A 20,298-nucleotide genomic window follows, 5' to 3' on the forward strand; every position below is an offset into this window, starting at 1 on the left:
CCGGGGCTCAGTGGGCCTTGTGGGCCTCGTCATCGGAAACCGGCACCGGCTCTACACCGGCATCGTCCAGATCGGCCCAGGGCTCGCGGGGCGCCTCGGCCCGCTCACCGGTCCGCGCCGCATAGCGCTCGCGATGCAGCGCCTTGAGCAGCCCGGCGATCATCAGCATGATCACCACAGAGAACGGCAGCGCCGCCATGATCACCGCCGCCTGCAGGGTCTCGAGGCCACCGGCCATCAGCAGCACCGCGGTGAGCAGACCCAGCACCGCCCCCCAGAGGATGCGGTGGAAGGTGGGCGGCTCGGGGTCGCCGCCGGAGAGAATGGTGTTGATCACCAGGGTACCGGCGTTGGCGGAAGTGATCAGGTAGGTGGCGATCAGCACCACCAGCGCCAGCGACACCAGCCGGCCCGCCTGACCAAGCTCCATCGCCTCGATGGTGGCGAAGAGCGCCGTGGCCACGTCCTTTTCCACCGCCGCGACGATGCCACCGCCTCCGAACAGCTCGTGGTAGAGCGCCGTACCGCCGAACAGGCCGATCCACACCACCGTGATCACCGTGGGCACCAGCAGCACCCCCATCACGAACTCCCGGAAGGTACGCCCCCGGGAGACCCTGGCGATAAACATTCCCACGAAGGGCGACCAGGCCAGCCACCAGCCCCAGAAGAACACCGTCCACTCCGCCTGCCAGCCATCGTCCCGGGTGGCATTGGTATGGAAGGTCATCCCCATCAGGTTCTGGATGTAATCCCCCGCCGACTCCACGGTGATGGCGACCAGATACTGGGTGGGGCCGAACAGCAGCAGGAACACCACCACCGCGATGCTCAGCCAGAAGTTGGCCTCGGAGAGCAGACGCACCCCCCTCTTGACCCCGGAGACCACCGACAGGGTCGCCACCGTCATGATCGCCGCGGTCACCGTCAGCTGCAGCCAGGTGGAACTGGGCCATCCGAACAGCGCCCCCAGCCCCGCGTTCATCTGCTGTACGCCGAGCCCCAGGGTGGTGGCGATACCGAAGACGGTACCGAACACCGCCAGCACGTCCACCGCATCCCCCAGACGCCCCTCGACCCGCTTGCCCAGCAAAGGCTGCAGCGCCGAGCGAATCGTCAGCGGCAGGTTCCAGCGGTAGGAAAAGTAGGCCAGCACCAGAGCCACAAACGAGAAGATCGCCCAGCCGTTGAGCCCCCAGTGAAAATAGGTCAGGCGCATCGCTACCCGCGCCGCATCCGGCGTCATCCCCTCGGCGATAAAGGGGTTATCCTGAAACTGCAGGATCGGCTGGGCCACCGCCCAGAACAGGATCCCCACCCCGGTGCCGGCGGCAAACAGCATCGACACCCAGGAGAAGAAGGTGAACTCCGGCTGCTCGAAGTCGCCCCCCAGGCGCACGTTCTTGTAGCGCCCCACGCCTAGCCACACCATGAAGAGCAGCAGGAAGGCCACCAGCAGCACGTAGTACCACTCCAGGAAGGGGTCCAGCACCAGGCGTGCCGCCGCCAGGCCGTGGGCCAACCGCTCGGTGTAGAAGGCCCCGTAGATCAGGGATATTGCCACCACCACCACTGTCACCAGGGTGATGCGGGGATTCATGCCCTTGAGCGGCCCGCGCTCCGCCTGTCCGTACATGCCGAGATCCTTGTTGCCTGAGGCTGGATGGGTGTCGCGGACGCGCCGCCACTAGCCCATGATAGAGCAAAGCCCGCAGGACTTCAGAGGCGAGCCGAGCCAACCACCTGAAAAAGAAGTGCAAAAGGGGCTTTTCATTCGCCTGCGAACGCGCTAGTATACGCCTCGTCCTAAGGGGAGAGGCCAAACGGTCAGGAACCCGAAAGACAGAGTCGGAGCGTGGCGCAGCTTGGTAGCGCGTTGCAATGGGGTTGCAAAGGTCGCAGGTTCGAATCCTGTCGCTCCGACCACTTATTCAAGACAAAACAGCCGCTTACGGGTCATGCCGGGCGGCTGTTTTGCTGTGCACTCAATACTTTCCCAAAACGTGCAGGCGTTTTTGGCGCTATCACGCGCAACGAACGGAGGCCGGCGATTGCCGGCCTTTTTAAAGCATCACAAATAGCGGCTTAGGGTCATCACTGAGCGGTCGTTTTTCGTTGTGTGCCAATAGAAAACCACGGTGATCCTTGTGGGTTCCTGCTGTCAGATGACAAGCCTCCGCTCAGCCAACTATCCGGCGGAGGTTTGACTATTCACCCGCATTCCGCCCTTTGATGAAGATCGCTATCGCTCCGTCGGGATTCGATGCCGAGACGGTACCCACATGTTCAGGTAACGTCCCGGGAAGAGGTGTAATTCAGACGGGAGGATGAGGTCACCATGGGCCTTCGATAAAGTTGCAAGTCGCCAAACACGCAACCAACCGAAGGAACCCCACGATGACCAACAAGAGCATGGCACTGACGGAGCTGCTTGAAAAGCGAGCGGTGGCACCGGACTTCCTGCGTGAGACGCTGGCCTTCATGCTCCAGGAGCTGATGGAGCACGAGGTGGCCGAGCTGTGCGGGGCCGATCGCCACGAGCGCTCCGAGGAGCGGGTCAACCGGCGCAATGGCTACCGGGAGCGGCCGTTGGAGACGCGTATGGGCCGAGTGGATCTCAAGGTCCCCAAGCTCCGCCAGGGCAGCTACTTCCCCGGCTTCCTCGAGCCGCGGCGGATGAGCGAGCAAGCGCTCACGGCGGTGGTGCAGGAGGCCTACGTGCAGGGCATCTCCACTCGTAAGGTCGACGAGCTGGTCCAGGCCATGGGGATGACCGGGATCTCCAAGTCGCAGGTCTCCCGACTGTGCGCCTCGATCGATGAGCGCGTCCAAAGCTTCCTGGAGCGGCCGCTGGAGGGGCACTGGCCCTACGTATGGCTCGACGCGACCTATATCAAGAGTCGAGAGCACGGCCCGGTAGCGAGCCAGGCGGTGGTGGTGGCCACGGTGGTGAATCAGGACGGCTACCGTGAGGTGCTGGGCCTCTCCGCAGGTCCGGCTGAGACGGAGGGCTTCTGGACGGCGTTCCTACGCTCGCTGGTGGCCCGGGGGCTGAAGGGCACTCGCCTGGTCATCTCCGACGCTCACGAGGGGCTGAAAAAGGCGATCGCGACGGTACTGACTGGGGCGGGCTGGCAACGCTGTCGAGTGCACTTCATGCGCAACGTGCTCTCGCAGGTCCCTAAGGCCCACCAGCCAGCGATCTCGGCGGCGGTGCGCACGGCCTTTGCCCAGCCGGATCAAGCCGCAGCGACGCGCCAGTGGCGGCAGGTGGCCGACAGCCTGCGTGAGCGTTTCGCCAAGGCGGCGGACTGCATGGATAGCGCCGAGGAGGACGTGCTGGCGTTCATGGCCTTCCCGAAAGATCACTGGCCGAAGTTGGCGTCCACGAACTGCTTGGAGCGGCTGAACAAGGAGATCAAACGGCGCAGCAACGTCGTCGGGATCTTCCCCAACAACGCGTCGGTGACGCGCCTGGTCGGAGCGGTACTGCTGGAGCAGAACGATGAATGGCAAGTCAGCCGCCGGTACCTGAGCCTGGAGAGCCTGGCCCCGGTGCTCAAGGAGCCGACTGAGGCAGGCGCCGAACAATTGATTCACGAGGAGGCGGCGTAACAGTCAGCGAAGGCCGCGGTGGCCTCACCCGCTGTTACACCACTTGACGGGACACTACCCATGTTCATAGCCACGGCTGGAGAGATGCTTCTCACGCCAGCGGTTGCCGTTGATACCGCAGGCAACATAGATCCCCAACGAGATTAGCGTCGCCAGCAGGCCTATAGCGCTTTCTACGGGGAACATAGCCAACACTATCACGGCAACAAGCAGGCCCGCACCCAGGCCCCACATCTTCTTGACCAAGGCCCAGATGGGGCCGAAGAAGAACCCGGGCCATGACCAGCCCTGCTTGACGGCTTCATGTCGACCTTCGGGGTACTGGTAGATCTTAAACTCTTTCATGAGAACCTCCCTGGACGGCAGGACACAGCGCTCCCGCAGTGCCCCCTGCCATATTACAGCTCTCCGCTACGCTTAGCGGTTGAGCCATGTGTCGAGTTTGCTGGCTTTTCACAGGCCCTCTCCGCATCATTCAGTTTCTCTTCTGCTTTTTGGTAGCGTTAATGGAATGTATCGTAAGCCCCTGCCGGCCGGGACCGGGGCGTGGTAGATTCCCCCATCATCGCTCACAGCCGACCCTGATACCCCCATGCCGCCGCCCAAGCCCTCCCGCTACCTCAAGCTGTTCGCCCTCACTTCCCTGGCCCTGCTGCTGGCCGCCGGCCCTGCCAGCGCCTCGCTGATCGACTCGCCGGAGCCGCCGTCGAGCCCCGTGACGAGCTCGCCTGGCCAGCACTTCCTGGAGGATGTAAAGACGGGGATCAGCCTGCTGCCGGTGGAGGACGGGGTGGTCTGGCTGCATATCAGCGTGAAGGATCGCCGCCTCTCCGTGGTGCGCGGCCGGCACGTGATCCACGAGATCCCCCACTTCGCCATCGGCATCAACGGCGCCGAGAATCTGCGTACCCGCGGCAGCGCCATGACGCCGAAGGGAGAGTTCCGCGTCGAGCGGATCAACCCCAGAAGCCAGTATGCTACCTTCATCGGCATCAACTACCCGAACCCGCGGGTAGCGGATCAGGCCCTGGCGGAGGGGCTGATCACTCCGGAGGAGGCGGAGCAGATTCGCCGCCACTACCAGCGCCACCGCCTCTCCTACCCCAACACCTCCCTCGGGGGCCATATCGGCATCCACGGCCTGGGGAACCGCGATCCCTTCCTCAACCAGCGGGTCGACTGGACCGAGGGGTGTCTGGCCGTGGAGAACGATCAGGTCCGCGCCCTCGCCTCCCTGGTGGGGGTCGACACCCCGATACTGATCCAGTAGCGCCTGGGCTCAGCCTGCCGCGGCGTGAGTCACCGCATGCAGGCGCCCGGCACTCTCCTCCAGCTCCTGGACGACGCCCTCCATCACGGCGATTCTCGCGTCCAGGTAGTCCTGGGCCTCATCGTCGCTGGCGTGCCTTCGATCCAGCACGGCCTGGCTTCTGCTGCTTTTCAGCGCAGTGGCCATGGCGCGCAGCACATCGGCAATACGATGCACCTGGGCGGCGTTCTCCAGCTCGGCATCGGCAGCATGGCGGAAGAAGATCGGCACCACGCTGTCGTCGGCATCGAAGGCGATGGCATCGCGCAGTGCGATGATCGGAGAGTCGTAGCCGCAGCCGGCATCGCTGCCGTTGCCGGCGCTGTCGCGCACCACGTGGCCGGCATGGTCGAGGATGCGCCACTCGAAGGGCTCATCGCCGTAGACTTCGATGCAGCCGGCCTCATAGGGGCGGTCGATGCGGTGCTGGATGTTCATCATGGGTTCCCTCCTGGGTAACAACTAAGGCGCCGCTGGCTGTCGCGGCGCCGCTCGATCAGGCTGCCTCCATCATACGCCCTCTGGGGCGCCGGGACCTTGACCTGGGGACTTACACCAGCGTGAACGGCTCGATATCACAGCAAATTCCATCATAGATCGGTATCAAAAGCGGTGGCGTCACCGGCCGAGGCTCCCACCTCCAGCCTGGCACGCTCGACGATCTCGGTCGGCAGCTCTTTCTTTACTGCCACCCCCAGTTCCTTGAACTCGTTGGCCTGCTTGACCAGATTGCCACGGCCGTTCACCAGCTGCCCCAGCGCCCTGTCGTAACTCTCCCGGGCGCCATCGAGCTTCCTGCCCACGTCCTGCATGCTCTCCAGGAAGGTGGCCAGCTTGTGGTAGAAGCGCTCCGCCCGCCTGGCCAGTTCGGCGCTGTGGCGGCTCTGGTTCTCGAAGCGCCACAGCTGGGCGACGATGTTCAAGCTGGTCAGCAGGGTGGTGGGGGTGGCCACCAGGACGCTGCGCTCGATGGCCCGCTGATAGAGGGTGGCGTCGTGGCGCAGCGCCTCGATATAGGCCGACTCCACCGGGATGAACATCACCACCACCTCCGGGGAGTTGAGGCCCGGCAGGTCATAGTAGTGCTTGTCGGCCAGCTCCTCGATGCGCGCGCCCACCGCCCGGGCGTGGTCGGCCAGTGCCCGCTGGCGGGTCAGCTCATCCTCGGCGTTGACGTACTCCAGGTAGGCGGCCAGCGACGTCTTGGCGTCGATCACCAGGTGGCGCCCCTGGGGCAGGTAGACCAGCGCATCCGGGCGCCGCTTGCCCTCCTCCGTGGCGAAGCTCTTTTCGCGCACATAGTCTTCACCGGGGCGCAGGCCGGCGCTGTCGAGGACATTCTCCAGCATCAGCTCGCCCCAGTTGCCCTGCACCTTCTTCTGGCCCTTGAGCGCCTCGGTGAGCCGGGCGGCCTGGTCGGTGATGTCGCGGTTGAGCTGCTGGAGGTGCTTGAGCTCGGTGGTGAGACTCGCCCGCTGGGCGGTCTCCTGGGTGTGAAGAGCCTCGACCTTCTCGCGAAAGCCCTTGATCTCGTTCTGGAAGGGCTGCAGCAGCGTCTGCAGGTTGCGCTCGGAGAGCGACGAGAAGGCCCGGCCCTTCTGCTCCAGCAGCTCGTTGGCCAGGTTCTCGAACTCCACCTTGAGCTGCTGCTTGCTCTCCTCCATCCACGCCAGCTGGCGGCGAAAGCTCGCCTCCTTCTCCTCCAGTCGGGTGGCGAGCTCGCCGTGGCTCTGCCGGAGGGCATAGTAGTCGTCACGCAGCCGCGACAGGGCCTGGGCCTGCTCCCGAACGGCCTCCCGCTGGGTCTCCACCTCGCCCTCCGCCACCTGCAGCGCCACCATCTGCTCCCGGGCCTCCAGCTGATGGGCATGGAGGGCGTCGCGGGTCGCCTCGAGCTCGCGGCGGGCCGTGCCGAGCCGCCGGGACTGCAGCAGGCAGAGCACAAGCACAAGGGCCAGCGAACCGGCAAACAGCGACAGGGCAGTGGCGACAGGCGGCGCGGCGAACATGACGACTCTCCTGGTGGTTGGCGGCCTGCTTGAGGGCGCGCAGCGGGCATGGCAAGCCGTGAGTCACCATACCGAAGCGCCCCGGGATGGTATATAACCTGTTGACATCCTCCCCACCCTTCAGCGCTGGCGCGCTTCAGGATGAGGATTCCCAGGTCGTCACCTTCCTGGTTCCTGCTTCACTGTCCGTTGCCTCAATGCCTTAGCATTGTCGGTCTTACACAAACTCCACAGGCGTCGCTTCCCGAGTGCCCCTCGGTAGTCGCTTCAACTGTCGGCACCGGCCAATAGCGCAGCGCCAGCTTGTAGGATATTGCGGGCGGCGTTGATGTCCCGGTCGATGCCCTGGGTGCCGCATCCCGGACAATCCCAGACGCGCACATCAAGCGGTAGCGCTTCCAGCACATACCCGCAACCATGGCAGCGTTTGCTGCTGGGATACCAGCGGTCGATCTGGATGAATTGACGCCCTGCCCATTCAGCTTTGTAGGCCAATTGCCGGGCAAGCTCGCCCCAGCCAGCATCGCTGATAGCTTTGGAAAGACGCCGGTTCTTGACCATATGTTTCACCGCGAGGCTTTCAAGACAGATCACTTGGTTCTCGTTAACGATCTGCCGGGTGAGTTTATGGAGATGGTCAAGGCGGGTATCGGCGATTTTCGCGTGGCACCGCGCCACTTTCTGTCTGGCCGCGGCGCGATTGGCCGAGCCTTTCTTTTTGCGAGACAGCTTTCGCTGTGCCCGCGCCAGCTTACGCTCGTAGCGTGCCGTATGGCGCGGGTTGTTGACCTTGGTACCATCGCTGGTCACGAACAAGTCTTTCAGCCCGAGGTCAATACCGATCATCTTGGGTGTGACCGTTAAGGTATCCGTTTCCACCTTGCACAGGCAACTGATGAAATAACGACCGGCACAATCTTTAGAAACGGTAACGGTGCTGGGTGCCGAAGGCAGCGATTGACTCCAGCGGATGTTGAGCGGTTCGCGGCACTTGGCCAGCGTGAGCTGGCCATCACGATACGCAAACGCCGAGCTGGCAAAGGTGGCTGACTGGCGGTGCTTTTTGGATTTAAAGCGGGGATACCGCGCGCGCTTGGCAAAGAAGTTCTTGAAGGCGGTCTGCTGGTGACGCAGGCATTGCTGCAACGGCACCGAACTGACCTCCGCCAGAAACGCGGTATCCGGCTGCTTTTTCAGCTGCGTGAGAAACGCGCTGGCGTCGGTGTAGCCAATCTTCTCCTGGCGTTCGTAAAAGGCATCCGTGCGATAGCGAAGCACGGCATTCCACACAAACCGGACGCACCCGAATGTCCGCGCCAGCAGGGCTTCCTGCTCAGGCGTCGGATAGAAACGGTATTTGTAGGCGCGTTGGGTTTGCATAGGTTACAGGATAGGGTGTCTTTTGTAAGACCTCAAGCACCCATAAGGCACCCTGCCGGGTGCCGCGCTTGTATCCCCTCCCTTCGCGCTTCGCGACTCAGGAAGAGGTTTTACGCGCTTTTGGATAACGATTGTGATTTGTCACCTCGCCCCGCCTCTGCCATCATGGCGGGTGCAAACGAGGAACGCTTTTCTCGGCAATCAGAAAAACAGGAGGTTTGATCATGCCGCATACCCTGCCCGATCTTCCGTACGCCTACGATGCCCTCGAGCCGCATATCGATGCGCTCACCATGGAGATTCACCACTCCCGGCACCATCAGACCTACGTCAACAACCTCAACGCCGCCCTCGAGGGTACTGGCCTTGAGGAGGTGCCGGTCGACGAGCTGCTGGCCGACCTGGACAAGGTCCCGGCCGACAAGCGTCAGGCGGTCATCAACAACGGCGGCGGCCACTCCAACCACACCATGTTCTGGCAGATGATGTCACCCAACGGCGGCGGTGCGCCCAAGGGCAAGGTGGCCGAGGCCATCGACAGCGAGCTGGGCGGCTTCGACGCCTTCAAGGACGCCTTCACCAAGGCGGCCCTGGGTCGCTTCGGCAGCGGCTGGGCCTGGCTCTCCGTCACCCCGCAGAAGACGCTGGTGGTGGAGAACTCCCTGAACCAGGACAGCCCGATCTCCAACGGCAACACCCCGGTGCTGGGCCTGGACGTCTGGGAGCACGCCTACTACCTCAAGTTCCAGAACAAGCGCCCGGACTACATCGCCGAGTTCTTCAACGTGATCGACTGGGACGAGGTCGAGCGTCGCTACCAGGCCGCCACTGCCTGATAGCCGCCGGCTTAGAGCCAGCAGGCGGCCCGCCGCCCGCTGGCACTACCCCAACGCCGCACCTCCGGGTGCGGCGTTGTCGTTTCCGGGGCTCCTCTCGGGACAGAGGCACCTCAGGACAGGGGCACCGGCTCCAGCGCCGCCAGGTCGCCGAACCACTGCTGGCGCAGGCCGCGCTGCTCCCCCAGCAGGAGCTCAAGATAACCCGCCAATGGGTGCCCCTCGGCAAGCCCGGCGGCGTGGTCGCGCAGGGCCGGGTGATAGTCCTGCTGCCCCGGCGGCTGGTGCTCGCCGTTGGCGTGGCGACCAAGAAACGCCAGGGGCGGCAGCAGCAGGTGGGTGGCGCCGCTCTCCAGGGCGAGGCCCACGCCCCGGGCGTCGAAGTCGCCGAGATAGAGATGCGGCCGCCCGCTGGCGGCCCAGTCGAGGGCCAGGTCGGCGAAGCCGCCGCCGTAATGCCTGTCGCCCCGATAGAGGAGCAGCGGCCGCGCCCAGCTTGCCAGGGCCGGAAGCTCGCCGGGCAGCGCATAGAAGCTGTCGAGGTTCTCGACCTGCACCAGGGCATCGAAGGCGGCGAGATCAAGCCGGCGCCGGTCCAGGTCGAGCACCTCCCGCGCATCACCGGCAATGCCCGGCCGCGGGGCACCGGCGGGCAGGCTGGCCAGCACCCGATGCGCCCGGGGCTTCGCGCGGCCGCCCTTCTCCTCGCGGTTGCCGTGGCGGGCCTGCTCGAGAGAACTCATGCCGCCGAGGTTCACGGCAAGCGGGGCCTCCCCGGCAAGCATAAGGGCCTCGTCGATCTGCGCCAGCAGCTCGCGGTCGAGGCGCAGCCAGGCGTGGGAGAGGCGCGGGCCGGGGTCGAGATGGTGCTCGTCGAGCCAGGCGACGATCTCGTCGACCGCCCTGCCCCGGCGTTTCTCCACCATGGGCTCGCGGCGGAGCCTTTCGACGGCGCCGCGAAGCAGGCGGCGGGCGCTTGTGGTCAGGTGCATGGGGTCTCCTCGCTATATCGGGCGCCTGCGGCGCCATCGCGCAGGATCTGCGCTCCTGCATTTAATCAGCAGGCCTCCCGCCCGTGGGAGCGCGATCTGTCGGCGATCGAGGCCGTCCGTCAGGCCAGCTGCAGCACCACATCGTGGATCAGGTAGAGCTGGTTGTAGGGGCCGGCCTGGCTCTCCTGCTGGCGCAGGCGGAAGGCGCGCTGCTCGCTCCTGGGCAGGCCCTGGTACTCGGCGATGACCTGGAAGAGCCAGATCTCCGGGCTCCAGTCGTGGCCGGCCGCCTCCAGGTACTCGAGGGCGCTTCGGGGCTCGCCGCCGAGATCCACCACGCCGAGGTAGAAGCGCTCCACGTCCTCCTTGAGGGCCTGCTGGCGGGCGGCCACCAGGGTATCGTCCTGGAGCGCGGCGGCCCCGGCGGCGGTAACGGGCTCCGGGCGATGGGCGGGCCTCGGCAGGCGGTGGAGCAGCTCGGTGAGCGTCCGGGCGTCGGCGTCGCGGTCGAGCGCCAGGGCCCCTGCGGCGTGCAGAGGAGCGGCGCGGTTGACCAGCCCCGGCACCTCGCCGCGCATGGCGTAGTTGCCCGGCACGAAGCCCGGATGCTCGCGCAGGAAGCCAGCCATGCCGGCCACCAGACGGCTGCGCGCCTGCTGTTGGCGAAAGCGCGCCATCAGCTCGACCAGGCGCCGCTGCACCTCGCGCAGGCTGGTGAAGTGCTGGGTGAGCTGCTGCTGCAGGCCGCTGACCAGCAGCTTGCGCAGGGCGCCGTCGCTGCCCACCAGGTCGATCAGCTCATCGAAGTCGATCAGTGAGAGGCCGTCGAGGAGGCGCTCGATCTGCTTCTGGGCGCGCTCGTTCTCGCGGATCTTGTCGCCTAGGCGGCTGACGAAGCCGAAGTCGCTGTTCAGCCGCCGCCACAGGCTGTCGATGGCGTCGGCGAAGCGCCCGTTGAGGTCGTCGACCTCCTGGCGCAGGCGCAAGAGCTGCTGCTCCTGGCGCCAGTACTCCCCGGCGTCTCGCGCCTCCCGGTAGCTCTGCACCAGGCTGCGCAGGAGCTCCAGGGTCTCGGCCACGTCGGCGTTGACGTGGCGACGGGTCTCGTCGGCGAGCATCTCGGCGATCAGCTCGCGCACCTTGGGGGCGAGCTTCACCCCGCCCTGCTCGTCGGGGCGCCACAGGATCCGCGCCGCCAGCAGGCGGTTGAGGGCCGTGGTGCTGAGCCCCTCCAGGGGCACCTCCTCCCGGGCATAGCCCGCCATCAGCGCCTCGGCGTGCTTGCCGAGCAGCGCCAGGCGCTCGACCCCGGTGCTCACCAGGCGACTCTCCAGGGCGTGGGGGTCGGCGCTCACAGCAGGCTCTCCTGGGCGGCCGGCGCCTGGTCGTCCACGGGCAGGTTCTCCTCGTCGCGGATGAAACGCACCAGGTCGATCAGATAGTCGATCTTGCCGGTCACCACGAAGTACTGGCGGTCGGCGTGGGGCTGGACCAGGTAGCCGTGCTCGCGCAGGCGCTTGAAGACCTGCTTGAGCTGGGCATCGAGCTGGTCGCTCTGGGAGCCGAAGAAGGGGTCGGTGGCCAGCCGCTCGAGGCGCTCGCGCAGGCCCTGGTTGTCCTCGCAGCGGGAGCTGAAGTCGGCGGGCTTGAGCACGTCCCCCGGGGCGGCCAGGCCGTCGCGGCCCAGGGCCTCCTGCACCAGCTGCAGCCACTCCAGCAGCGGCAGCAGGCTGCCCACCGTCTCGGCCAGCTGGCGAGAGAGCTGCTCCCGAGCGCCCTCGTCCAGGGCGCGCCAGGCCAGGAAGTGGACGCTGCCGTCGGCGTTGCTGGCGAGCCGCCGGTTGAGGGGCCTCAGGTAGGCGTCGATCCGCTCCCGGGTCGCCTCCTCCTGGAGGTGGCGGAAGGCCGCCTCGTCGCTCACCGCGCAGATGAAGCCGCCGGCCAGCAGCTTCTCCAGCAGAGGCCCCAGCTCCACCAGGGAGCGCTCGGCCTGGATCTCACTCATCGATGCTTCGCTCATGAGGCCACCTCCTCGGCGCGGGCCTGGAGGCGCTGGGCCAGGCGGCTCAGCCGCGGCTCGATGCGCTTGAGACGGCGCTTCTCAGGATGTTGCTCGTCGCGGTCGATCAGGTAGCGGTTGTGGAACAGCAGCAGCACGTCCGACTCCGGGTTGGGGAAGGCGCCGACGATATGGATGCGGTTGTTGTCGCAGGCGTCGAAGAGCTTCTCGACGTTGTGGTAGGCCAGGGTGCCGATCTCGTCGATGGGCCAGTGGATCGCCACCTGCGCCTGGCCGCGCAGCAGCCGGGTGAAGGCGAGCAGGAACTTGCAGAGGATCAGGTAGGCCATGCCGTGGCTGGAGGACTCCAGCAGCTGGCGGTCGTTCTTGATCACCAGGTCCGTGCCCCCCTCGTTGAGGTGCAGCTCCAGGCGCAGCAGGCTCTCGAAGCTGTACTGCTGGTCGCTGCGCAGGAGCTCCACCACGTCGGCCAGGGCGTCGAGGTAGTCGTCGCCGGGCAGCGGCCGGCCGGAGTCGCGCCACTCCCGGTAGCGCTGGGCGAAGCGCTTGAGCGGCTCCCAGAAGCCCAGCTCGTCGATGGTGGACTGGATCCTCACCTCGGCGCGGCCGATCCCCTCGAGCCTCAGGTCGTCGGCCACCTCGTCGGAGAGGCGCCGGCTCTGGGCGTTGATGCGCCGGTTGAGGTCACGGAAGACGGTGAAGAACTTGTCGAGGTCGTCGGAGAGGTTGCGCCCCTCCTGGAGGAGCTGCTGCTGCTGGCCCTCGAGGAGCGTCAGCATGCCGGCCAGCACGCCGAGCAGCCGTCGGGGGCTGGGGTCCTCGAGCCGGCCGCGCTCCGCCTCCAGGGTAGCCTGGAAGTCGGCGCTGGCGCCCTTGATGAGGTCGGACTCCACCTTCTCGCAGCCGCGACGCAGCTCATCGAGGCGCCTGGCGTGGTCGCTCAGGGCCTGGCGCACCCGCTCGATGCGCTCCTCGGCGTCTCCCGGCGCCTCGGCCAGAGGCGCCGGGGCGTCGTCGAGGGGCAACGCCTCCAGCTTGGCGAGCAGCGGGGCCAGGGTCTCGAGGCGCTGCTGCTCGACGCCGCGCTTCGCCTTGAGCTCGCCCACCGCCGCCTGATGCTCACGACGAGCGGCCTGGAACTGCTGCTTCAGGGTCTCGCGCTGGCGCTCGGCGGCCTGGAGCTCCCGGGAGAGCTCGGCCTCCCGGGCCACCAGGCGGGGCTTGCGCTCGCCCCACTCCACCCGCATAAAGCGGCGATACTCATCCAGCTGATCCTGGCGATCGGCCGTCTGGCGAATGCGCTGCTCCAGCGCCTTGAGGCGCCGCCGGGTCTCGCCCAGGCTGACGGTATCCACCCCCTGCTCGGCCAGCTCGCGGTCGTAGGCGGCCTCCAGCTCCTCGCGCTGGCGGCGGTGCTCCTCCTTGAGCTCGGCCAGCTGGCCGCGGTGCCGGGCGATCTGCTGGTCGAAGCCGTCGATACGGCCCTGGAAGTCGGCGGCGAGCTCCAGGCGCTGGGCACGATGGGTATCGGCCAGGGCCTCCAGGGCCTGCTGCTGCTCGTCGCGCAGCGCCTGCTGCAGCGCCTGCTGCTCCTCCAGGGCCTCCCGGGCGGTAGCCTGGCGGGCCTGGCGGGCGGCGTCGTGGCGCTGCTGACACTGGCTGCGGGCCTGGAGGGCGTAGTCCACCTCCTCGGCGGCGCGGCGCCGCGCCGCCCGGGCCCGCTCGAGCCGGGCATCGGCCTCCTGCACCCTGTCGTGGCGCGCCTTGAGGGCCTTCTCGGCGGCCTTCTCGCCCTCCTCCGCCTGGGCCAGCGCCTGGTCGGCGGCCTCGATCTCGGCCAGCAGGCTCGCCTCGTCCTGGGCGTGATCGGGCAGCGCGATGGCGGAAAGGTCCAGCGCCAGGCCGAAGAGGTCCTCGCTGGCGTCGTCGTTGAACTGGGGGGCGAGGTCGCGGCGCTCCAGGAGCTCCGGGGCGAGCACCTTGCCGAGCCCCTGCTCCCAGCCGGGACGGTGGTGGCGCAGGAAGTGGCGCAGGCTGCCCTGGGCGGGGTCGCGCTGGACCCGCAGCTCCTCCAGGCGCCCGCGGACCCGGGAGAGCTGGGTGCGGGCCAGTTCCAGGTCGCGCTCGGCGAGCTCACGGGACTTGCGGCACTCGTCGAGCTCACCGCGCAGGGTCTCCAGCGTGCCGGCGGCCGCGCTCTGCTCGCTCTGGGCCTGGTCGACCCGGGCCTGGGCCTGCTCGGCCTCCCGGGCCTCCTCCGGGGTCGGCCCCGAGTGGGCGAGCCGGGCCTTCAGCTCGGAGAGCCGGGCGGTGCCCTCCTCCAGGCGGCTGCGGTAGCCGTCATCCAGGGCCTGGCGGCGGGCCTGGTAGTCGGCCTCCAGGCGGCGCTCCTCCTCGCTTCTGGCCTCGCGGCAGGCCTCCTTCTCCTCGCCGAGGGCGTCGATCAGCGCCTGGGTCTCCTCGCCCTGGCGCTCCAGCAGGTCGCCAAGCTCCACTAGCCGGGCATCCAGGCGGGCCTTGCTCGCCTGGGCCACCTGCTGCAGCTGCTCGAGGTGCTCGCGCATCTGCTGCTGCTGCTCGCGCCACTGGGGCAGCGCCTTGAGGTCGCGCTCGAGCCCCGGCATGTCGGCCTCCTCGAAGGCCTCGAACTGGCGCTGCAGGTCATCAAGCACCCGGCGAGCCTGGTCGAGCTCGCTGTCGAGCTCGCTGATCCGGGCGTTGAGCTCGCCCCGGGCCTCCTCGTGGGCCTGCTCCCGGGCCTGGAAGTCGCGCTGGCGCTCGCCCAGCCGCGCCTCGAGGTCGGCCGACTCCCGCTCGGCACGGTGGCGGTCGGCCTCGAGCTGGGGCCTGAGCTGCCAGAGCCTGGCCTCCAGGTCGGCGATCTCGCCGTCGAGGCGCTGTAGGGCCTCGACGGCGTGCTGCAGGGGCTCCAGGCGCATGGACTGGCGCATGCGGGCGATCCACTCCCGGGCCTTGGTGTTGCGGATGCGGGTCACCGGCAGCTCGACCCCATCCTCCTCGAAGATCGCCGCCAGCATGGTCTTGAGGGTGTCCATCTTGCCCTCCTTGGCGTGCACCGCCGAGACCAGTTTCTCCATGTGGCGAATGCGCTGTCCAGGGCGCACCAGGCTAAAGCGGGCGGCGACCTGACGCAGGCGCAGGCCGTCGCGACGACCGCCGGGGCCGCTGCCCTGCTGGGTGAAGTCGTTCTGGATCACCGCGCGATACTCGGAGGTGGCGCCGAGCTTGTGGGAGGTGGCGATGCCCTGGCGGCGCAGGCCGCTGAACCACTGGGCATAGTCGAGGGCGGCGACGCCGCCCTCGCTCTGTACCAGATAGTCTTCCGGCCGGTAGGGGGCGGCGACGAAGCGGTACTCCACGCCCCCTTCGCTCTTGCGGGTCAGCACCGCCTGGCAGATGTCGCCCTCCTCCCGGCGGTACTCGTAGACCAGGTAGCTGTTGCGGTGCGGGAGGTAGAAGGCATCGAACTTGAGGCGGGTCTTCGGTACCACCCGGTTGGGCAGCTCACCGTAGAAGACCGGCACCAGTCGCTGCAGGGTGGTCTTGCCCGAGGCGTTGGTGCCGCAGATATTGGTGTGGCCATCCACGCTGAGTTCCACCACGCCTTCGAGGTGGCCGTGGATCATCACGATGCGTAGCAGGTGAGCCATGTCGCGTCCTTGGTCCTTGATCCTTGCCGTTGCGCTCACCGGGCCGCCGTTGGGCGCCGGGCGCTGCCGTGCCTGTCGGTAGATGGCAGAGTATGCTGCAAAGCAGGGAGGGACACAAAAGGGGCGGGGAGAGACGAAACGAGCGGGGAGCGGGCCTTCCCTGGCCTCAGGAGCAATGATGATCGCCTGGGCGATCCGCGTGGCGGTCGGCGGCGGATGGAACCGCGCGGCTGGCTGTCACGCCGATCAGGCGATATAGCGACGCAGCGCCTCGCTGGCGGCCTGCTGGGCCAGGGCATGGCTTGCCCAGTGCTCGAGGACTTCGCTGTCCAGGTTGAGGGTATGGAGGGAAGTGGACATGGCGTGTCTCCTTAGTAGTGGAAGTACTACTAAACCCCAGCCAAAACGAAATTTCAATACATGGGATCAATTTCCATCATAGCTTCCAGCGTGCCGGTTCGCCTTTGCGTTCAGCCATTTACGCTAAATTCTTCGGCATGACAACAAGTTATCTTGCTTATATTGACACTGCTCCGGAGTCAAAATGTCGCACCGATTCGCCGCCCAGCGGCTAAAAAATGCCTTGCAGCACCTGCTGATCCTGGCGGGGCTGGCGCTGCTGCTGGCGGTACCCGGCTACCTGCTGGCGGGGAGCTTCGGGGTGATCTGGGCCTTCGGGCTGGTAGCGCTGACGCTCTACCTGGGCGGACGCCTGCCGCCGCGCCTGGCCCTGGCCCGCACCCGGGCGGGACTTCTGCAGCGCTATCAGGCGCCGGAGCTCTATCGGGTGCTGGATATCCTCTACTACCGGGCCGGCCTCAAGGGCGAACCCCAGCTCTTCCTGGTGCCCACCGCTGATCTCAACGCCTTCGCGGTCGGTGACGCCCGTGAGGGCGGCATCGCCATCACCGCCGGGCTGACCCGCACCCTGGACCTGCGCCAGCTGGCCGGGGTGCTGGCTCACGAGGTCAGCCATCTGCGCCACGGCGATACCCGGGTGATGTCCATGGCGGCCACCATGACGCGGCTGACCATCTGGGGGGCCTTCCTGGTGCAGCTGGGGCTTCTGCTGATGCTGCCGATGGTGCTGGCCGGGGAGCTGCGCATGCCTTGGCTGGAGCTGCTGCTGGTCGCCTTCGCTCCCTCCACCAGCACCCTGCTGCAGCTGGCGCTGTCGCGAAACCGGGAGTTTACCGCCGACCTGGAGGCCGCCGCCCTGACCCGGGACCCGGCCAGCCTGGCGTCGGCCCTACAGGTGCTCGAGCACCATCAGGGGCTGTGGCTCACCTCCCTGCTGCTCGGCCAGAGGCCACCGAGCTGGTTCCGACTGCTGCAGACCCACCCGCCCACCGAGGAGCGCATCCGCCGCCTGCTGGCCCTGGCCGAGCGTCAGCCGCCAAGGCGCCCCTCGCCTCGCCCCTATGTGCCGGACGACCCGCTGAGGCTCCAGCCCCCGGAGCCCCTGAGCCACCGCGACTGGCTCTGGCGACGCCCCAGGCGCTGACGCAAGAGGCGGCCCCGAAGGGCCGCCTCTCGACTGGCTCCGGGGCCGGGCCCCGAAGCTGAGCTGGGAGTCTCCCCCCGGCGATATTACTGCGGCTGTTGCTGCTGCATCTGCTCCTGCATCTGGCGCATCTGCTGCTCCTGCTCCTGGGCCAGGCGCTCGAGCTCGTCGCGCTGCTCCTGGCTCAGGGTGTCCTGGATCCGCGCCTGCATCAGGGCGCTCTCGGCGGTCATGTCGCCGGTTAGCTGGCCGAGACGCTCGGCGTCGCGGCGGATAGCGGACTCGTCATAGCCCGGGCCGATCTGCTCGTGGATCTGCATCTGCACGGTCTGGGCCTCGGCCTGCAGCGACTGCAGCCGCTCCTGGCCATCGGTCAGCAGCGCGACCAGCTCCTGCTCCTGTCCGGCGTCCAGGTCAACCAGCTGGTCGAGCTGGGCCACCTGCTGTTCGGCGCTGGGCGCACCCTGGGGCATCTGCTGGGCAATGGCCGGGGCGGCCAGGGCGAAGGTCAGGGCGAGGGCGCTGCTGCCGATCACGGCGAGGGGCTTGGCAAATGTCATGCAATCTCCTGGAAAATCATGGGTATCCAAGGACCCTAGCACGCCGCCGTCGGGGATGACACCCCGCGCCGAGCGGCGACTTGCGCTAGAATCTCGAGCCTCTAGCGTGACACCACAGGAGCCAGGCCGTTCACCATGAAGTATCTCGGAGCCCACGTCAGCGCCGCGGGCGGCGTCGATCAGGCGGTGCAGCGTGCCGTTGCGATCGGCGCCAACGCCTTCGCCCTCTTCACCAAGAATCAGCGCCAGTGGAAGGCCAAGCCGCTGGATGACGCCACCGTCGAGGCCTTTCGCTCGGCCTGCCGGCGCCACGGTTTCGGTCCGGGGCAGATCCTTCCCCACGACAGCTACCTGATCAATCTCGGCCATCCCGAAGCGGAGGGGCTGGCCAAGTCCCGGGCCGCCTTCCTCGACGAGGTGCAGCGCTGCGAGCAGCTCGGCATCGACCGGCTCAATTTCCACCCGGGCAGCCACCTCAGGAAGATCAGCGAAAGCGACTGCCTGGCCCGCATCGCCGAGTCCCTCAACGAGACCCTGAGTCGCACCCGGGGCGTGATCGCCGTGCTCGAGAACACCGCCGGCCAGGGCAGCAACCTGGGCTGGCGCTTCGAGCACCTGGCCGAGGTGATCGAGCGGGTGGAGGACAAGAGCCGCGTCGGCGTCTGCCTCGACACCTGCCACGCCTTCGCCGCCGGCTACGATCTGCGCACCGCCGAGGCCACCACCGCCATGCTCGACGAATTCGACGCCGTGGTGGGCATCGAGTATCTCAAGGGGATGCACCTGAACGATGCCAAGAGCGAGCTGGGCAGCCGAGTCGACCGCCACCATAGCCTCGGCCAGGGCAATATCGGCCTGGCGTGCTTTACCACCCTGATGCGCGACCCGCGCACCGACGGCATGCCCCTGGTGCTGGAGACCATCGAGCCCGCCATCTGGGCCGAGGAGATCGCCTGGCTGCGCGCCCAGCAGGAGGCCCCATGAGCGGCTCACCCCAGATCGGCGTGCGCGCCTATGACCCCGCCGACTGGCCCGCGGTCTGGGCGATGCTCGAGCCGGTGTTCCGGGCCGGCGAGACCTACGCCATCTCCCGCGACATCACCGAACAGGAGGCCCACAGGATGTGGATCGAGCTGCCCAGGGCGGTGCGGGTGGCGGTGGACGCACAGGGCACCCTACTCGGCACCTACTACCTCAAGGCCAACCAGGCCGGCCCCGGCGACCACGTGGCCAACTGCGGCTATATCGTCGCCGCACAGGCCCGCGGCCTGGGGGTGGCGGGAGAGATGTGCGAGCACTCCCTGGCGCTCGCCCGGGAGCTCGGCTTCAGCGCCATGCAGTACAACCTGGTGGTAGCCACCAACGAGGTGGCGGTGAGGCTGTGGCAGAAGCACGGCTTCGCCATCGCCGGCACCCTGCCCCGGGCCTTTCGCCACCCCGAGCAGGGCCCGGTGGACGCCCACGTGGTCAACGAACAGGACGGCTTCCATATCGCCGCCGTGAAGTTCCAGGAGCTGGTACAGGAGCGCACCGAGGGTGCGGTCTCCGTGGATCTCTACCCCAACGCCAGCCTGGGCGACGAACGCACCCTACTCGAGGGGATGCAGATCGGCACCGTGGACATGGGGGTGATCACCAACGGGCCGGTGGCCAACTTCGTCGAAGAGATGGCGGTCTTCGAGCTGCCCTTCCTCTTCCCGAGCCCCGAGGCCGCCTATGAGGTGCTGGATGGCGAGATCGGCCAGGAGCTCCTCGACAAGCTCGCCGAGGTCAACCTCAAGGGCCTGGCCTACGCCGAGCGTGGCTTTCGCAACCTGACCAACAGCGAGCGCCCGGTATCGAACCCCGATGACCTCGACGGCCTGCGCATCCGCGTGATGGAGAACCCGGTCTACACCGACACCTTCCGCGAGCTCGGCGCCAACGCCATCCCCATGGCCTGGACCGAGGCGCTGACCGCCATGCAGCAGGGCACCATCGATGGCCAGGAGAACCCGGTCAACGTCATCCACTCCTTCAAGCTCAACGAGACCCAGGCGCACATGACGCTGACCCGGCACACCTATGCGCCGGCAATCTTCGTAATGGGCATGCCGAGCTGGAACCAGCTGCCGGAGGCGGCACAGCAGGTGCTAGTCGAGGCCGCCCAGGAGGCCGCTGAACATGAGCGGCGAGTGAACGCAGAGATGGAGGCCGACCAGCTGGCCGAGCTGCGCGCTGCCGGCATGCAGGTCATCGAGGAGCCAGACCTCGAGGCCTTCCAGACCGCCGTGGCGCCGGTCTACGAGAAGTACGGCGAGCAGTTCGGCGACTACCTCGAGCGTATCCAGGAGGCGCTTGACCAGTGAGCCTGACCGCGCGCTTCCTGCTGCGACCCCTGCAGTGGAGTGAGCGCGCCCTCG

At 67.2% G+C, this 20,298-nt stretch carries 15 protein-coding genes, 1 tRNA gene and 2 pseudogenes; 8 read left to right on the forward strand and 10 right to left on the reverse strand.

The features are described 5' to 3' along the window. Window positions 1-7: 7 nt before the first annotated feature. Window positions 8-1,636: a BCCT family transporter gene (locus NHL60_RS10200; RefSeq protein WP_253442914.1), complete on the reverse strand. Its 1,629-nt coding sequence runs from the start codon at window positions 1,634-1,636 to the stop codon at window positions 8-10. Between the two features lie 213 nt (window positions 1,637-1,849). On the opposite strand from NHL60_RS10200, the gene NHL60_RS10205 reads away from it, so the two are divergent. Together NHL60_RS10205 and NHL60_RS10210 are read left to right on the forward strand one after the other, a co-directional pair. Next, window positions 1,850-1,926 (forward strand) — tRNA-Pro (locus NHL60_RS10205). Window positions 1,927-2,397: 471 nt separating this feature from the next. After that, the gene (locus tag NHL60_RS10210) at window positions 2,398-3,615 is read left to right on the forward strand and encodes an IS256 family transposase (protein ID WP_253442917.1); all 1,218 of its coding nucleotides are present in this window, start codon (window positions 2,398-2,400) and stop codon (window positions 3,613-3,615) included. 54 nt (window positions 3,616-3,669) lie between these two features. Here NHL60_RS10210 and NHL60_RS10215 read toward each other — a convergent pair whose 3' ends face one another. Then, on the reverse strand, window positions 3,670-3,960 hold the full coding sequence (locus tag NHL60_RS10215) for a DUF2628 domain-containing protein (RefSeq protein ID WP_253442919.1): 291 nt from the start codon (window positions 3,958-3,960) through the stop codon (window positions 3,670-3,672). Window positions 3,961-4,207: 247 nt separating this feature from the next. Here NHL60_RS10215 and NHL60_RS10220 point away from each other — a divergent pair, with 247 nt between their 5' ends. Then, window positions 4,208-4,885, forward strand: a complete 678-nt coding sequence (locus tag NHL60_RS10220) for a L,D-transpeptidase (protein WP_253442922.1) — start codon at window positions 4,208-4,210, stop codon at window positions 4,883-4,885. A 9-nt stretch (window positions 4,886-4,894) separates the two neighbouring features. On the opposite strand, the gene NHL60_RS10225 is transcribed toward NHL60_RS10220, so the two are convergent. The 3 genes from NHL60_RS10225 to NHL60_RS10235 all read right to left on the reverse strand — a co-directional run bounded on the left by NHL60_RS10225 (window position 4,895) and on the right by NHL60_RS10235 (window position 8,313). Beyond that, window positions 4,895-5,365 carry a hypothetical protein gene (locus NHL60_RS10225; RefSeq protein ID WP_253442925.1) on the reverse strand — a complete coding sequence of 157 codons (471 nt, stop codon included), beginning with the start codon at window positions 5,363-5,365 and terminating at the stop codon, window positions 4,895-4,897. Window positions 5,366-5,514: 149 nt separating this feature from the next. Beyond that, window positions 5,515-6,933: a DNA recombination protein RmuC gene (rmuC, locus tag NHL60_RS10230; RefSeq protein ID WP_253442928.1), complete on the reverse strand. Its 1,419-nt coding sequence runs from the start codon at window positions 6,931-6,933 to the stop codon at window positions 5,515-5,517. Window positions 6,934-7,200: 267 nt separating this feature from the next. Beyond that, window positions 7,201-8,313 (reverse strand): transposase, encoded by a 1,113-nt coding sequence (locus NHL60_RS10235; RefSeq protein ID WP_253442930.1) that lies wholly within the window; start codon window positions 8,311-8,313, stop codon window positions 7,201-7,203. Window positions 8,314-8,537: 224 nt separating this feature from the next. On the opposite strand from NHL60_RS10235, the gene NHL60_RS10240 reads away from it, so the two are divergent. Then, entirely contained in the window at window positions 8,538-9,149 is a 612-nt protein-coding gene (locus NHL60_RS10240) for a superoxide dismutase (RefSeq protein WP_253442933.1), read from the forward strand. Between the two features lie 113 nt (window positions 9,150-9,262). Here the strand turns inward: NHL60_RS10240 and NHL60_RS10245 are convergent, their stop codons facing one another. The 4 genes from NHL60_RS10245 to NHL60_RS10260 all read right to left on the reverse strand — a co-directional run bounded on the left by NHL60_RS10245 (window position 9,263) and on the right by NHL60_RS10260 (window position 15,832). Continuing rightward, window positions 9,263-10,141 carry a hypothetical protein gene (locus NHL60_RS10245; protein WP_253442936.1) on the reverse strand — a complete coding sequence of 293 codons (879 nt, stop codon included), beginning with the start codon at window positions 10,139-10,141 and terminating at the stop codon, window positions 9,263-9,265. Window positions 10,142-10,260: 119 nt separating this feature from the next. Continuing rightward, complete coding sequence (locus NHL60_RS10250; protein WP_253442938.1) at window positions 10,261-11,496, reverse strand: hypothetical protein; 1,236 nt, start codon at window positions 11,494-11,496, stop codon at window positions 10,261-10,263. Further along, window positions 11,493-12,119: a hypothetical protein gene (locus NHL60_RS10255; RefSeq protein WP_367399357.1), complete on the reverse strand. Its 627-nt coding sequence runs from the start codon at window positions 12,117-12,119 to the stop codon at window positions 11,493-11,495. The genes NHL60_RS10250 and NHL60_RS10255 overlap by 4 nt, the downstream gene beginning before the upstream one ends. A gap of 38 nt (window positions 12,120-12,157) precedes the next feature. Further along, the gene (locus tag NHL60_RS10260; RefSeq protein WP_253442957.1) at window positions 12,158-15,832 is read right to left on the reverse strand and encodes an ATP-binding protein; all 3,675 of its coding nucleotides are present in this window, start codon (window positions 15,830-15,832) and stop codon (window positions 12,158-12,160) included. A 544-nt stretch (window positions 15,833-16,376) separates the two neighbouring features. Here NHL60_RS10260 and NHL60_RS10265 point away from each other — a divergent pair. After that, a complete protein-coding gene (locus tag NHL60_RS10265) occupies window positions 16,377-17,336 on the forward strand; it encodes a zinc metalloprotease HtpX (protein ID WP_253442959.1) in 960 nt (319 codons plus the stop codon). 86 nt (window positions 17,337-17,422) lie between these two features. Here NHL60_RS10265 and NHL60_RS10270 read toward each other — a convergent pair whose 3' ends face one another. Further along, a complete protein-coding gene (locus tag NHL60_RS10270; RefSeq protein ID WP_253442961.1) occupies window positions 17,423-17,896 on the reverse strand; it encodes a hypothetical protein in 474 nt (157 codons plus the stop codon). Window positions 17,897-18,031: 135 nt separating this feature from the next. On the opposite strand from NHL60_RS10270, the gene nfo reads away from it, so the two are divergent. The 3 genes and pseudogenes from nfo to NHL60_RS10285 all read left to right on the forward strand — a co-directional run. Beyond that, complete coding sequence (nfo, locus tag NHL60_RS10275) at window positions 18,032-18,880, forward strand: deoxyribonuclease IV (RefSeq protein WP_253442969.1); 849 nt, start codon at window positions 18,032-18,034, stop codon at window positions 18,878-18,880. Window positions 18,881-18,942: 62 nt separating this feature from the next. Further along, window positions 18,943-19,284, forward strand: a pseudogene (locus NHL60_RS19585) (N-acetyltransferase family protein); the annotation flags it as partial. A gap of 69 nt (window positions 19,285-19,353) precedes the next feature. Continuing rightward, window positions 19,354-20,244: pseudogene (locus NHL60_RS10285) on the forward strand (TRAP transporter substrate-binding protein); the annotation flags it as partial. Window positions 20,245-20,298 lie beyond the last annotated feature (54 nt).

The sequence above is a fragment of the Halomonas sp. Y3 genome, from assembly GCF_024137965.1.
GTDB classification, from domain to species: Bacteria; Pseudomonadota; Gammaproteobacteria; order Pseudomonadales; family Halomonadaceae; genus Halomonas; species Halomonas mongoliensis.